We start from the raw sequence: 14,803 nt of genomic DNA on the forward strand, positions 1-14,803 counted from the left end.
ATTAAGTATGAATTTAGTGAGAATAGTTTTAATGTTAAAGTTTTTTGCTATATAGAAAGTGAGTGTAAGAATTGGTAGTATTTAATTTAGAAAGCTAAATTATGGGGGATAAGTATGAAAAATAAAGTTGGGAAAGTGGTAGCTATTCTAGGAATAATATTTGTAATATTGTTATTCATGGGGGGCATATTAGCAGATTATATAAGTAAAAATAATTTTGCTAGAGTTAGTTGTTCTATTGATAATTTGAGTGGAAAAGAACTGAAAAAAATATCAAAAAATCTAGGGGTAAATTTAATTGGAGATTTTGATGTTTTTGGTATAATGAGCTGTCCACTTTGTGATAAAACAAGAGTGATATTAAGTGATGTGAAAAATTATGAAAATGTTTTAAAAGATAATTTGAGAATGAATATAGAAAATATGAATGAAAAAATTAAAGAAGAAGTGACTTATAGTAACAAGAAATTAATTAGAACAGATGTATTTAATAAGATAGAACTTCAAAATATAGATGAAACAAATATTTTTATACTTGAAGGAACTCAGGAAGTTAAAGAGAATTATCTTATTTATGAAAAGCAACATATAGATGGAAAGAGTTTAACTAGGTTATTCGTTGGATTTGATAGAAAAGAAATTAAAGGTGGAATTCATAATGATTGCACAAGTGATAAAAAATAAAGAGCTATGTATGAGATGAGACAAAATGCATTACACGATGAAGCAAATGCACATTATATTCAGTGAAAGAACAAGGGATAGAAGAAGGTAAGATAGATGCTATAAAAGCATTTTTAGATGTTTTTGATAATGATGAAATAGCTAAAAGATTAAATTTAGATATTAGTATTGTTGGAAAAGTAAAAAGTGAAAGCAAATAATTTTATATAAAGTAGAAAAAAACCTCTCCTGTCAGAAACTTAAACAGGAGAGGTTTTTCATATTTGAAATTATCTTAATACAGGTAATCCTAAATCTAATATATTTGCAAATAGATTTGTGTTTTTAGTTGTAGGGATTACATTATTTTTTATATCTACAAGTTTAGCAAGTCCGTAACTTGTGTACATATTAACTATTGGGAAATCTATATCTGTTAAGTCACAGATTATATCTGTTTCTGCAAGGTTAACTGTTTTCCCTTCTGTTGGTTTAAGTATTTCATAAAGTCTGTCTGAGAATTGGTATCTTAGTACAGTAATTTTATCAGTAACTTCAATTTTATTTTTTTTATTTTTTATATCAAATTTAGATATTGAAGCAAGTGTATTATTTAATACAAAGAAATCAATGTTTCTTTTGTAGTCTACAACATCTTTAAAATCTGCAAGTCTTTCAAGGTTTATTTTTATATCTACAGTGATTATTTCTTTTTCAAGATTTTTAAATCCATAGTTGATGTAAGTAAGTTCTTCATCATCACCAAGGTTTTTAGCAAGAATTTCAAAACACCCATCATAAATATCTTCAAATTGTCCGTATGGAAGGGCATATTTAATTCCATCTATAATTGCAAAAACTTTAAGTTTTGCAGAACTAGGGCCAGTTCTTGATACATAGTTTACATCTACAAGTAAAGTATTATTAAGTGTAGCTGTATTGTAAGTTTGTTTTTCAATTCCTTTATTAACTTCTACTGTGTAGTTTTCATTTTTAAATAAGTTTTTTGTAGTTTGATCTATTATGTAAGTAGTTTTAAGTCCTTTTTCATCTATTGAACCTTTTCTTATAGCAGTTTCTGTTGATAATCTTTTTAGGTTGATATAAGGTCTATCTAAACATAAGATATTTTCTGTTATTACTCTCATAGGAATCTCCTTTTTATTTAAATATTGAAGTGAATTTCAATACTGATTATTTCTTTTAGTATGCTACATTATAACATAATCATAAGCTAAGTTCTGTAAAAATTTGATTTTCAAAGGATTCTAGGATGTATTGCAAGAATATAAATATGTGAAGAATTTCCTAAAGGTTTAAGGAGAAGAAAATGAGTGTATTAGTTATAATTTTGGGGTTAAGTATATATATTTAGAAACTTAAATAGCAAAAAAATTTGTAGAGAAACTTGAAAATGAAATAAATAAGAAATAGTTCTAGGTATGCTAGGATTATTTTTTTGTGAAATTATAAAATTGGAGATTATGTTAAGAATATTCAATAAATAGACATAAAAAGTTTGCTTTATTATGCTATAATTTGCTACAAATAAGAATTTTTTGGTGAATTAAAATTCATTTTAAAACTGAAATAATAAATTATATATTAAAAGGAGGAAAAGAGTTTGACAGTTTCAAGGTCAGGTTCAAAGAAATTTCTTACTGGGTGGCTTATAGTTATTGGATGTATGCTTATTCAAGCAGTACCATTTAGTGTAGCATCTAATATACAGCCGCAATTTATGGATTATGTTGTTAATGGGGAAGGGTTTACAGTAGCTGGGTTCTCATTATTATTTACATTATCAACAATTATTGGTGCAATAGCATCACCTATGATTGGGAAAATGTATTCAAAATACAATCCTAAAATACTATTTATTGTAGGGGCTATTTTATCAGGGCTTGGATTTATGAGTTTTGGTCTTGCAGATAGTCTTTGGCAGTTCTATATAATTGGGGGAATAACTCAAATTGGAACAGCAGTAATATCTTCCATAGGGGTACCACTTTTAATTAATAACTGGTTTGCAGAGGAATTAAAAGGTAAAGCGCTTGGATTAGCTTTTGCTGGTGGAGCTTTTGGTAATATGTTTTTACAACAAATGACTGCAATTTCATTAATGAATTTTGGTCATAGTAAATCTTACTTTATATTTGGAGGGCTTTCACTTGCTGTAAGTATTCCGGTAGTTTTATTTATACTAAGAATGCCAAAAGGTGATAGTGAGATAGTAAAGTCTAAAAAGCATGAAGATGTAAATAAAGAGAAAGCAGTAGATATAAGTTATACTTTTGCAGAGGTTAAGAACATGAAATATTACTGGATGTATGCTATAGGATTTATATTAATAGGTCTTTATGTATCAGCAGTAATGGTTCAATATCCAGGATATTTAAAAAGTGCTGGACTTGCACCAGCTTTAGTTGGATCTGTAGGGGCAACTATTGCAGCTTTCTCACTTATGGGGAACTTAATTGGAGGAACATTGTTTGATAAATTTGGAGTTACAAAATGTATTATAATGGCAGGCATAGCAGCGACTACAGGTGGAGTTTTACTTTTAGTATCATCATCTAATTTAATACTTGCTTTTGGTTTTGCAGCTTTCTTTGGAATAGCAATATTCTCATATATAATGGGTATTGCTTATATGACAGGAGTATTCTTTGGTAAAAAAGAATATGGGACAATCCTTGGTATAACAAATCTTATGTTTGCAGTAGGATTTGCATTTGGGTCAAGTTTATTTGGAGGAATAGTTCAAAAGTTTGGGTATAATGTAACATGGAGTATAGTAATTATACTTATAATTAGTGCCTATACATTAATAGTACTTACTTCAATAGGAATGAAAAAATTAAATGAGAAAAGAATAATAGAGTTTAGAGCAAAAAATGAAATTGTTTAATAATTTATAAAAATGGGATTATCAGAAATGGTAATCCTATTTATTTTATTTAATTGAATATAAATTGTGAAAAATGTAAGAATGTATATAATTAAGTTAGTAAAAGTGTAAGGGAGGCTACATTAAATGGAACGTAAGATGGTAAAATCGTTAATTGAGTGGAAAAATAGTAGAAATAGAAAGCCTTTAATTCTCCAAGGTGCAAGACAGGTTGGTAAAACATATTCAACACTTACATTTGGAAAAGAATATTATAAAAATATTGTTTATTTTAACTTTGAAAATAATAGAGATTTAGTTGAAATATTTGAAAGAGATTTAGATACAACGAGAATAGTAAAAAATCTTTCTATAATTTCAGGGCAAAGTATACATGAAGAGGAAACTCTTATATTCTTTGATGAAATACAAGCTTGTGAGAGAGCGCTTACAGCATTAAAATATTTTAATGAAAATGCTAATGGGTATCATATTATAGCAGCAGGTAATTTACTTGGGGTTGCTGTGAATAGGGAGAAATATTCATTTCCAGTAGGAAAAGTAGATTTAAAAACAATGTATCCATTAGATTTTGAAGAATATTTAATGGCAATTGGTGAGTTAGATATAATAGAACTAATTAAAGAAAGTTTTGAAAAGGATGAACCATTTAGTCTTCATAATAAGGCAATGGATTTATATAAAACATACCTAATTGTTGGTGGAATGCCTGCTGTTGTTAAGGAGTATGTAGAACAAAGAGATTTTGATTTTGTATTTGCAAATCAAAAAAACATAAATGATTCATATGTAGCTGATATGGCTAAATATGCAACTCCAGTAGAAACTACTAAGATAATGGCAACTTTTAATAGTATTCCAGCACAACTTGCGAAGGAAAATAAAAAGTTTCAGTATAAAGTAATTAAATCAGGAGCTAGAGCACATGAATATGAAACACCAATAGAGTGGCTTAAGTCATCAGGTGTAATATTAAAATGTTTTAAATGTAGTGAGGGGAAATTACCACTTACAGCATATACTGACTTTAATTCATTTAAAGTATATATGACAGATACAGGACTTCTTTGTTCTAAGTTTGGGATACCTGCAAATATAATACTTTCAGAAGTTAAATCATTCAATGAATTTAAGGGTGCTTTAACAGAAAATTATGTTTGCTTTGCATTGAATGCTAGTGGACATGAAACTTATTACTGGGAATCAAAAGGTCAAGCAGAGGTTGATTTTGTAATTCAAGATAAGATGGGGAGAATAATACCAATAGAAGTAAAAGCAGCAGATAATGTTAGGGCTAAGAGTTTAAATCAATTTATAAAGAAATATGATATAGATTTTGCAATAAGAGTGTCTGCAAAGAATTTTGGCTTTGAAAATGGAATTAAATCAGTTCCATTATATGCAACATTTTTAATTTAGAGTTATAATATAAAAATAGGGTTATCAGAAATGATAGCCCTATTTTTTATATTATAATTTCTATAAGTTTTTTATTTTTTCCATAAAATGATATACTAAATATATATTAAAAAATAAGTTTATAGCTAGATAATTAGCTATTAGGAAGATGGTGATTGTAGTTGAACGTAGAACTTGAAAGTAAATTAAGTAGGCTTCCAGATTTAAAATCAACTTTAGAAGAAATGGGGGCTTTACTTTGACTTTGCTGGTTTAGAAAAGCAGTATCAAGAACTAGAGCTTAAGATGCAGGAAAATGGTTTTTGGGATGATGTCAACAAAGCGCAAGAGGTTACACAAGAAAGTAAGCAAATTAAAGATAGAATAGATAATTTTAAAGATCTTATTGATAAAATTGATGATGTTGAAGTTTTAAAGGAACTTCTAGAAGATGGAGATGAGGACACAGAGCGTGAAATTATTTCTGAGATAAATTTTGTAGAGAAAGTATTAGCAGAACTTAAAGTTGAGACTATGCTCTCAGGAGAATATGATAAGAATAATGCAATTTTAACTCTTCATACAGGAGTTGGGGGTGCTGATGCTAATGACTGGACTTCTATGCTTCTTAGGATGTATACAAGATGGTGTGAGAAAAAAGGTTATGAAGTAGAAATTCTTGATTATCAAGCAGGTGATGAGGCTGGTGTTAAGAGTGTAAGTTTAAGTGTTAAGGGTGAGTTTGCTTATGGATATCTTAAAGCAGAAAAGGGAATCCACAGACTTGTTAGAATATCACCTTTTAACTCTAATGGTAAAAGACAGACATCTTTTGCATCTGTTGAGGCATTGCCAGAACTTACAAAGGATCAAGATATAGATTTAAATCCAGTTGATTTAAGAATAGATACATTTAGAGCAAGTGGTGCTGGTGGGCAACATATAAATAAGACTGATTCAGCTATAAGAATTACTCATATTCCAACAGGGATAGTTGTTCAGTGTCAAAATGAGAGAAGTCAGTTCTCTAATAAAGATACTGCTATGAAAATGTTAAAGGCTAAACTTATAGAGCTTAAAGAAAGAGCACATAAAGAGAAGATTGAAGATTTAACAGGCGATTTAAAAGATATGGGATGGGGAAGTCAGATAAGAAGTTATGTGTTCCACCCTTATTCACTTGTTAAAGACCATAGAACAAATGTAGAAAATTCTAATTTAAATGCAGTTATGGATGGGGAATTAGATAGTTTTATAACAGCTTATTTATCAGAAAACTAAGGTTACCATAATAAAGTAAAAGAAAATTTAGTATGATGGGAGAAAGTTTAATGAATAATATTAATTTAGCTATAAGCAAAGAACTTGGAATCAATCTAAGTCAGGTTGAGAGTGTTATAGATATGCTTGATGAGGGTAATACAGTTCCTTTTATTGCAAGATATAGAAAAGAGAGAACAGGTGGGCTTTCAGACGAGGTTTTAAGAAATCTTTTAGAAAGACTTACATATCTTAGAAATCTTACAGAGAGAAAAGCTGATGTTTTAAGAATTATAGAGGAGCAAGAAAAATTAACTCCAGAACTTAAAGCAAAAGTTGAGAAAGCTATTACTTTAACAGAGGTTGAAGATTTATATAGACCATTTAAGCAAAAGAAAAGAACTAGAGCGATAATGGCTACAGAGAGAGGACTTAAACCACTTGCAGAGTTAATTCTTTTAGGAACTTTTAAAGGAGATTTAGAAGTAGAGGCATCAAAGTATATTGATGATGAGAAAGGTGTTAAAACTTTTGAGGATTCTTTAAATGGTGCAATGGATATTATAAGTGAAACTATTTCTGATAATGCAGAGTATAGAAAATGGATTAGAAGACTTTTAGCTATACAAGGACTTCTTGTTACTAAGGGGAAGAGTGATGAAACTACTGCATATGAAATGTATTATGAGTATAGTGAGTCAGTTGCAAAAATTCCTTCTCATAGAATACTTGCTATTAATAGAGGAGAGAAAGAAAAAGTATTATCAGTTGGTGTTGAGGTTGATAATGATAAGATTATAGAATATCTTAAAAAGCATATTTTAACAGGAAATACTATTACAGATAAATACTTAGAACTTTCAATTAAAGACTCATTAAAAAGACTTATCTACCCATCAGTAGAGAGAGAGATTAGAGCAGAGCTTAATGATAGAGCTGAAATTGGCGCTATTGATATATTCAAAGCTAATCTTAAATCACTTCTTATGCAATCACCTATAAAAGGGAAGGTTGTTATGGGATTTGACCCAGGGTTTAGAACAGGTTGTAAAATTGCAGTTCTTGATGATACAGGGAAATTCCTTGAGAATATAACTGTTTATGTTACTCTTGGAAAAAATAGAATTGATGAATATGTAGATCAAATGAAAAAACTTATTAAAAAACATAATGTTGAAGTTATTTCAGTTGGAAATGGTACAGCTTCAAGAGAGTCAGAAGAAGTTATTGCAAAAATGATATCAGAGATTAAAGCAGAAGAGGGAAAAGAATTATTCTATGTTATAGTTTCAGAGGCTGGTGCTTCAGTTTACTCAGCATCAAAACTTGCTAATGATGAATATCCAGATTTAGATGTTACAGTTAGAGGGGCTATTTCAATAGGTAGAAGACTTCAAGACCCACTTGCAGAGCTTGTTAAAATAGAGCCAAAAGCGATTGGTGTAGGACAATATCAACATGATATAACACCTAAAAAACTTGATGAATCTTTAAAAGGAATAGTTGAGGATTGTGTTAATAATGTTGGGGTAGACCTTAATATAGCAACACCAGCACTTCTTAGTTATATTTCAGGAATTAATAGCACAATAGCTAAAAATATTGTTGAGTATAGAGAAGAGAATGGTAAGTTTAAGACTAGAAAAGAACTTTTAAAAGTTAAAAGACTAGGACAAAAAGCTTATGAGCAATGTGCAGGTTTCCTAAGAGTTGCAGAAAGTAAGGAAGCACTTGATAATACAGGAGTTCACCCAGAATCATATGCTACAACTAAGGCTTTGATAGAGGCTTTAGGATATGCAGTGAAAGATTTAAAAGCTGGAGAGCTTACTGATATAGATTCAAGAGTTAAACTTAAAGGTATTTCAGACCTTGCACAAAAGTTAGGAGTAGGAGAGCCAACTCTTAACGATATTGTAAAAGAAATTAAGAAACCAGGAAGAGACCCAAGAGAAGATCTTCCAAAGCCTATATTAAAATCAGGTGTTGTAAATATGGAAGATTTAAAACCAGGTATGAAACTTATGGGAACTGTAAGAAATGTATCTGACTTTGGAGCTTTTGTAGATATTGGAGTTCACCAAGATGGACTTGTACACAAAAGCCAAATGGCAGATAAATTTATAAAACACCCACTTGATGTTGTAAGTCTTGGGGACGTTGTAGAAGTTTCAATAATTGAAGTAGATATAAAAAGAAAAAGAATATCACTTACAATGAAATAAAATTTACAATTGATATTAAGCCTATAAACTAGAGCAATAAAATGCTAGTTTGTAGGCTTTTTTTTAGTTATAGGTAAAATTTATATACTAAAATACAGGTTTAGTTAAAATAAAAAGATTTTAGTATTAAAGGTTTTATCAAAAGGTGTAAAGTTTAATAGGATTTATATAAAAAAATAATAAAAGGGTGAAAATAGAATTATAAATTTAGAAAATAGGAGATAAAAAATCACAAAATCTAGAAAAATGTGATTAAAAGCATATTTATCCATATTTTACTTGAAAACAATTTGGGGGTAAATTGAATATATAAACAGGACAGGTTACATAGAGAAGTGAAATAAATTTAAAAAGTAGGAGGAATTTAATATGTGTACAACTATTTTAATTGGAAAAAATGCATCAAGAGATGGGTCAACTATTATTGGGAGAAACTGTGATACTTTTGCAGTAGATACACCAATGAGATTTTATGTTAGAGAACATAATGACAAGCAAGATGAGTATTTAAAAGGGATTTTGAATAAATTCAAGATGAAATTACCTACTAAGGCTTATAGATGTCAGTTAACACCACAAGTTAATATGGAGAAATTAGGTAGATTTAGTGAGTGTGGCTTTAATGAAAAGAATGTAGGGATGAGTGCTACAGAGAGTTTTTATGCTAATAAAAGAGTGTTAGCATGTGACCCATTAGTTGAAGATGGAATTTCAGAAGATTTTATCACTGATTTAGTTTTACCATATATAGATTCAGCTAGAAATGGTATTGAGTATTTAGGAAAGCTTGTTGCAAGATATGGTTCAAGAGAAGGTAATGGAGTTATTTTTAGTGATAAAAATGATGTTTGGTATATGGAAATACTAACAGGTCATCACTGGGTTGCAATGAGAATTCCAGATGATGCATGTGCTATTGTAGCTAACCAAGTATCAATTCAAGAAATTGATTTTAATGATACTGAAAACTTTATGTATTCAGATGGAATTAGAGAGTTTGTAGAAGACAATGGTTTAAATAGCAATTTAAAAGGTTGGAATTCTAGAAAAATCTTTGGAACAGATTCAGAAAAAGACCGTCATTATAATACTCCAAGAGTATGGTTTTCACATAAGTATCTAAATAAATCAGTAGATGAATCACCAGTTTCTAGTGAATTACCATTTATATTTTATGCAGATAGAAAACTTTCAGTTGATGATGCACAGTATGTTTTAAGATCACATTATAATGAAACAGAATATGACCCATGTACAGCAAGTGGAGATGTAATAAAAAAAGGATTATTTAGACCTATAGGACTTAATAGAACTCAAAATTCTCATATAATGCAAGTTAGAAATTCAGTACCAGAAGAGATTTCTACAATTATGTGGTTAAGTCTTGGTGGACATGTATTCTCACCATATGTTGCATTTTACGGAAATTCAAAAGATACAGATAAATCATTTAGTAATACAGGAATGGAATGGGATTTAAAAGATGCTTTTTGGATGTATAGAACAGCAGCAGCTCTTGTTAATGGGAATTATAGCAAAATGATAGAAAAAAATATTGATTATAGAGATGAATGTTATTTAGAACAACTTAAAATGATTAGAGAGAGTGATAAAGTAGTTGCAAACTTAAAACCAGAAGTGGTATTAGAGTATTTAACTAATAAAAACTATGAAATTGTTGAAACTATGAGAGTTAAAACAATGAAGTATATAGGAACTCTTGTAACTAAAAGTCTTGAGTATTCTAAATTAACTTTTAATATGGATGCAAATCTATAAAGCTTAATTTAAAATTATTTGATTAAAAGATTTATTAGCAAAAATTAAATTATAAAAGGAGAATGCAGTTACTTTGCACTCTCCTTTTTATATGTTAAGCTAATTGTTTTTCTTTCTTTGGGAAAAATTCTTTAACAGTTTTCATAAGGTTAAGGTCATTAAATCCTTTAACAAATAAGATAAGTCCAACAATTATATAAATTATAGAATAAATAATTTTTAGACCTGGTGTTTCTGGCATAACAAGGAAGAATACTAAAAAGTTATTTGTAGCATGAACAATCATACAAAGTTTAAGTGACCTTGTTTGATAATATAAAGTACCCCAAAGTATTCCTATAAGGGCAGCACCTATAAACTGAGGAATATTCATGTGTATTATTCCAAAGAATAGAGCTGATATTAGTATAGCAATTTTAGGAGAATATTTATTTAAAAGTCCATTAAGGATAAGGCTTCTACAAAGTATTTCTTCTACAAAAGCAGCTTCAATTACTATAGAAAATAAGATGAAAGCAAGATTTTGCTCTAATATTTTTTCAAAAGCAGCAGTGATTTCTGCAGAGATTTCTATTGTAGCAGTGAAATGACCAAGTGTTCCAACCTCAAAAAACAAGTATCCCATTGCAAGAAAAATACAGCCTCTAACAATTTTTACATTTAATTTAAGAGGTTCTTGTCTAGGTTTTGTTTCAACATCTTCTATATATTCATAGCCAAAGTTTGGGTCAGTTTGTTTTTTTCTCTTTTTTACCGAAAAAACTTTAATAGTTATAAGAAGTCCAATAAAAGCTGCTAAAGAGAAAAGTAGAGATTCTACAATATAATTTACTTCTATAGCAGAGCCGATAGGAGTAGTAGCGCCAAGATAAACACCATATCCAATAGTGAATACAAATAAGAACGGGATTGTAAATATATTTTGTGCTATATAGGCTAAAATAATTTTGAATATAGATAGTGGTTTAATTTCAATTTTATTATCAATTATATCTTTTAAAAATTTCATTTTATCCCCCTTGAAATTTAATATGAAATTATTATAATCTAAAAAACTCTTAATAAGTATAATTTTGGAAAATATTTAATTTATTTGTAATTTAAAAGGTGAGGAAATATATGAAGAAAGGATTAGTTAAAAGAATATATAAAATATACTTTTAAATTTTGGAAAATATATTGAGTTTTTAAAATAAAAATTATATAATATAAGTAAGTTCAATAATTTAATATCTTCAGGGCGGGGTGTAAGTCCCCACCGGTGGTTATAGTCCACGCGCTAGAAATAGCATGATTTGGTGTAATTCCAAAACCGACAGTATAGTCTGGATGAAAGAAGGTATAAGCAATCTTTTTATTGCTTTGTTCACGATACCCTGGCATAACTTTGTGCTAGGGGCTTTTTATTTATTTTATAAAAAATGGACATACTATATTTGATGATTCAAATATAAAGCAAAAACGATACTTATAGCCTAAGAAGTATAGTATTAGGAGGAAAGATAATGAACACAAACAAAAAACTAAACATTTATATCAAAATAGCGATACTTAGTGCAATTGCATTCATCTTAATGATGTTTGAATTTCCTGTAGTACCAGCGTTTCCTTGGCTTAAAATTGATATAAGCGATATGCCAGCACTTATGGGGGCATTTGCTTTTGGACCAGTTGCAGGAATTGTAATAGAGCTTCTTAAAAATATTATATTTATTATGTTTAGAGGTACATCAACAGGTGGAGTTGGAGAGCTTGCAAACTTTTTAATCGGAGTTTCATTTATAGTACCAGCATCATTGATTTACCACAAAACTAAAACAAGAAAATCAGCTATAATTGGTATGATAGTAGGAACTATTTCAATTATAATAGTAGGAATACTTGCTAATGTTTATATTTTATTACCTTTATTCGGTATGAAGATGAGTAGTAGTCAGCTTATGACTTATATATTTGTAGGACTTGTACCTATAAATGGACTAAAAGCTATTTTAAATTCAGGTATTACTTTAGTTTTATATAAGAAACTATCAACTACTATATTTAAGGTACAACCAATGCTTACAGCAAAGGATTTAGTAAGAAAGAAAATTGAAACAAGTGATAAAAAAGTAAGTTAATAAAGAAGAATATAAAAGCAGGGCAACATTTTATTAAAAAATAAAATGTTGCCCTTTTGAATTATAATTTTAAAAATACATTTTTTATAAGTGATTTATTAAATGGAGTTAACATCTCTCTTGATTTCATAAATGCAAGTTCCTTAAGAATGTCACCACGCATTGGATATGGAACTACAAGATTAAGTAATTCACTAACTTTAAGTTTTTTAGCAATTAAAATACTTAGAGTATGTATTAACTCAGATGAATTATCACTAACAATAGTTGCACCTACAACTACATTTTTCTGATCTAATATAACTTTTAAGAATCCTTCAGTTTCAGCCTCTATGATAAATCTATCAGAGTTATCAAATTTAACAAGTAATTTACTTCCAAATTTATTAGCACTTTTAGCCATTTGTTCAGTTAAACCTGTATGGGCAACTTCTGGTGAAGTGTAAGTAGTCCATGCAACTTTAGAATAATCAGCTTTATAAGGGAATTTGAAAATAGCATTTCTTAAAACAACACCAGCTTCATACCCAGCCATGTGTGTAAATCCAAAGTGTCCACTTATATCTCCACACGCATAGATATTTTTAACACTAGTTTTCATTTTAAGGTCTGTTTGAATATAACCTCTTTCATTTGTTTTAACACCTGCATTTTCTAGACCTAAACCTTCAATATTAGGTTTTCTTCCAGAAGATATAAGAATTTTATCAACGTATATACTAACATTTTCCCCTTTTTGTGATATTAGAACATCATAACCATCATTATTTTTAGTTACCTCTAAAATTTGTGAATCAAAGTAGAAGTTAATTCCATCTTTTTCTAAAGTATCTTTAAGTATAGCAGAAACTTCTGGGTCATCATTTTTAAATAAAGAAGAAGTTCTATCTACAACAGAGACTTCAGTTTTAAGTTTTGCAAAACCTTGTCCAAGTTCAAGACCGATAGGTCCACCACCTAAGATTAATAATTTTTTTGGTTGAACTTTTAATTCAAAAACATTTTCAGATGTTAGAACATCTTCTGCGTTTAAACCTGGGATTTCAGGTAAAAATGGTCTAGAACCTGTAGCTATAACAATGTTCTTACCTGTATAAGTTTTGTTATTAAGTTTAATAGTGTGCTTATCTTGAAGCACAGCACTACCACGAACAACATTTACACCTAGTGAAGTATATCTCTTTTCTGAGTCCTTAGGAGCAATTTGGTTTATTGAATTAGATACATGTTGCATTACAGCTTGAAAATTAATTTCATTTAACTCAAAATTCATTCCAAGTCTATTCATTTTCTCTAATTCTTTTATATTATGTGAAAATTTTAAAAATGCTTTACTAGGCACGCACCCAGTGTTTAAGCAATCTCCCCCCATTTTATTTTTTTCTATTAGTAGTACTTTAGCCCCCATACCAGCAGCTCCAGAAGCAACTGAAAGACCAGCACTACCAGCACCGATAACGATAAAATCATAATTATAGTTCATCAAAAATACACATCCTTTATATAAAATTTAGCAAAACAATAATAAATTACAAATAAACAAAGTAGAAGGAAAGACTTAATGAAAATTAAGAAGAAAGTAGGGTCCTAATAAATTTGCTTGGTATTTCAATTTTGTTTTTTTCTTAGACTATCAGAAGAATGTGAATTTAAAAAGTATTTTGAATATATTATGTATAATATAATTTTTTTTTGGAATAATAAAGAATTATTTAAAGCAAATGAATAAGCAAAAAAATTAGGCGGATTACTGAAAAATAAAAAATAAAAAATAAAAAACAAGTAAAGGAGTATTATGAAAAATAAAAAAAAGATAGTAATATCATTAATAATAGCAATAATTTTAATTTTAGTTTTTATAGGATATAAAGAAAATATAAATCTAGCAAAAGTTATTACGGCAGAAAATATGAAGAGGTATGTTTTATCCTTTGGAGTATTAGGACCACTTATTGTAATACTTATTTGTATACTTGCAGCAGTTACAATAGTTATACCAAGCTTTTTAGTTGTATTTGCAACGACAAGTATATATGGATGGGAATATTCAGCTATGATTACTTGGGTTGGATATACAATTGGGGCTGGAGTTTGCTTTTTAATAGCAAGATACTTAGGCCGTGATGTTATAAAAAAAATAAGCTCAAAAGGTAAGCTTAGTAAACTTGATAACTTTTTAGGTAATGAAGGATTTAAATCAATTCTTATAGCAAGATTACTACCATTTGTACCATATGAATGGACAAGTTATTTAGCAGGTGTTACATCTATGAGTTTTAAAGACTTTATTTTAGGAACAGCTATTGGACAGATTCCAGGAACTATAGCGTTTGCAGCACTTGGTGAGTTTTTTACAGGATCATTAAAGTATGCATTTATTGGTATGATGGTATTAATTTCAGTGATTTTAATAATTGGAATGGTTAAGAAAAAATATTACAAATAAG

Annotated in this window: 12 protein-coding genes and 1 riboswitch; of the genes, 9 read left to right on the forward strand and 3 right to left on the reverse strand. The window is 29.0% G+C overall.

Translation table 11 applies throughout. From position 1 onward, the window contains the following. Positions 1 to 114 precede the first annotated feature (114 nt). Both Q0V24_RS01570 and Q0V24_RS01575 read left to right on the forward strand, forming a co-directional pair. A complete protein-coding gene (locus Q0V24_RS01570; protein WP_297517967.1) occupies positions 115 to 684 on the forward strand; it encodes a hypothetical protein in 570 nt (189 codons plus the stop codon). Between the two features lie 62 nt (positions 685 to 746). Then, the gene (locus Q0V24_RS01575) at positions 747 to 884 is read left to right on the forward strand and encodes a hypothetical protein (RefSeq protein WP_297517969.1); all 138 of its coding nucleotides are present in this window, start codon (positions 747 to 749) and stop codon (positions 882 to 884) included. A 69-nt stretch (positions 885 to 953) separates the two neighbouring features. Here Q0V24_RS01575 and Q0V24_RS01580 read toward each other — a convergent pair whose 3' ends face one another. Continuing rightward, positions 954 to 1,811: a hypothetical protein gene (locus tag Q0V24_RS01580; RefSeq protein WP_297517972.1), complete on the reverse strand. Its 858-nt coding sequence runs from the start codon at positions 1,809 to 1,811 to the stop codon at positions 954 to 956. 476 nt (positions 1,812 to 2,287) lie between these two features. Between Q0V24_RS01580 and Q0V24_RS01585 the strand changes: the two genes are divergently transcribed. The 5 genes from Q0V24_RS01585 to Q0V24_RS01605 all read left to right on the forward strand — a co-directional run bounded on the left by Q0V24_RS01585 (position 2,288) and on the right by Q0V24_RS01605 (position 10,236). Continuing rightward, the gene (locus Q0V24_RS01585; RefSeq protein WP_297517974.1) at positions 2,288 to 3,574 is read left to right on the forward strand and encodes a conjugated bile salt MFS transporter; all 1,287 of its coding nucleotides are present in this window, start codon (positions 2,288 to 2,290) and stop codon (positions 3,572 to 3,574) included. A 126-nt stretch (positions 3,575 to 3,700) separates the two neighbouring features. Then, positions 3,701 to 4,993, forward strand: a complete 1,293-nt coding sequence (locus Q0V24_RS01590) for an AAA family ATPase (protein WP_297517977.1) — start codon at positions 3,701 to 3,703, stop codon at positions 4,991 to 4,993. A gap of 161 nt (positions 4,994 to 5,154) precedes the next feature. Further along, positions 5,155 to 6,253, forward strand: a protein-coding gene (prfB, locus tag Q0V24_RS01595; RefSeq protein WP_297517980.1) for a peptide chain release factor 2 whose coding sequence is annotated in 2 segments (ribosomal slippage) — positions 5,155 to 5,232 and positions 5,234 to 6,253 — 1,098 coding nt in all. Because the reading frame shifts where the segments join, the coding sequence is not laid out codon by codon here. A gap of 50 nt (positions 6,254 to 6,303) precedes the next feature. Beyond that, positions 6,304 to 8,457, forward strand: a complete 2,154-nt coding sequence (locus Q0V24_RS01600) for a Tex family protein (RefSeq protein ID WP_297517983.1) — start codon at positions 6,304 to 6,306, stop codon at positions 8,455 to 8,457. Between the two features lie 369 nt (positions 8,458 to 8,826). Then, on the forward strand, positions 8,827 to 10,236 hold the full coding sequence (locus Q0V24_RS01605) for a C69 family dipeptidase (RefSeq protein ID WP_297517986.1): 1,410 nt from the start codon (positions 8,827 to 8,829) through the stop codon (positions 10,234 to 10,236). A gap of 94 nt (positions 10,237 to 10,330) precedes the next feature. Here the strand turns inward: Q0V24_RS01605 and Q0V24_RS01610 are convergent, their stop codons facing one another. Continuing rightward, positions 10,331 to 11,245 carry a CPBP family intramembrane glutamic endopeptidase gene (locus Q0V24_RS01610; RefSeq protein WP_297517989.1) on the reverse strand — a complete coding sequence of 305 codons (915 nt, stop codon included), beginning with the start codon at positions 11,243 to 11,245 and terminating at the stop codon, positions 10,331 to 10,333. Between the two features lie 218 nt (positions 11,246 to 11,463). After that, a riboswitch (FMN riboswitch) is annotated at positions 11,464 to 11,581 on the forward strand. A gap of 160 nt (positions 11,582 to 11,741) precedes the next feature. Here Q0V24_RS01610 and Q0V24_RS01615 point away from each other — a divergent pair. Further along, a complete protein-coding gene (locus Q0V24_RS01615; protein WP_297517992.1) occupies positions 11,742 to 12,356 on the forward strand; it encodes an ECF transporter S component in 615 nt (204 codons plus the stop codon). 61 nt (positions 12,357 to 12,417) lie between these two features. Here Q0V24_RS01615 and Q0V24_RS01620 read toward each other — a convergent pair whose 3' ends face one another. Continuing rightward, positions 12,418 to 13,839, reverse strand: coding sequence for an FAD-dependent oxidoreductase (locus tag Q0V24_RS01620; protein ID WP_297518196.1), 1,422 nt, complete (start codon positions 13,837 to 13,839; stop codon positions 12,418 to 12,420). Positions 13,840 to 14,151: 312 nt separating this feature from the next. Between Q0V24_RS01620 and Q0V24_RS01625 the strand changes: the two genes are divergently transcribed. Further along, positions 14,152 to 14,802, forward strand: a complete 651-nt coding sequence (locus Q0V24_RS01625) for a TVP38/TMEM64 family protein (protein WP_297517995.1) — start codon at positions 14,152 to 14,154, stop codon at positions 14,800 to 14,802. The last annotated feature ends 1 nt before the right edge of the window (position 14,803 follow it).

The sequence above is a fragment of the uncultured Clostridium sp. genome (assembly GCF_947039605.1).
Classification (GTDB): Bacteria; Bacillota; Clostridia; order Clostridiales; family Clostridiaceae; genus Sarcina.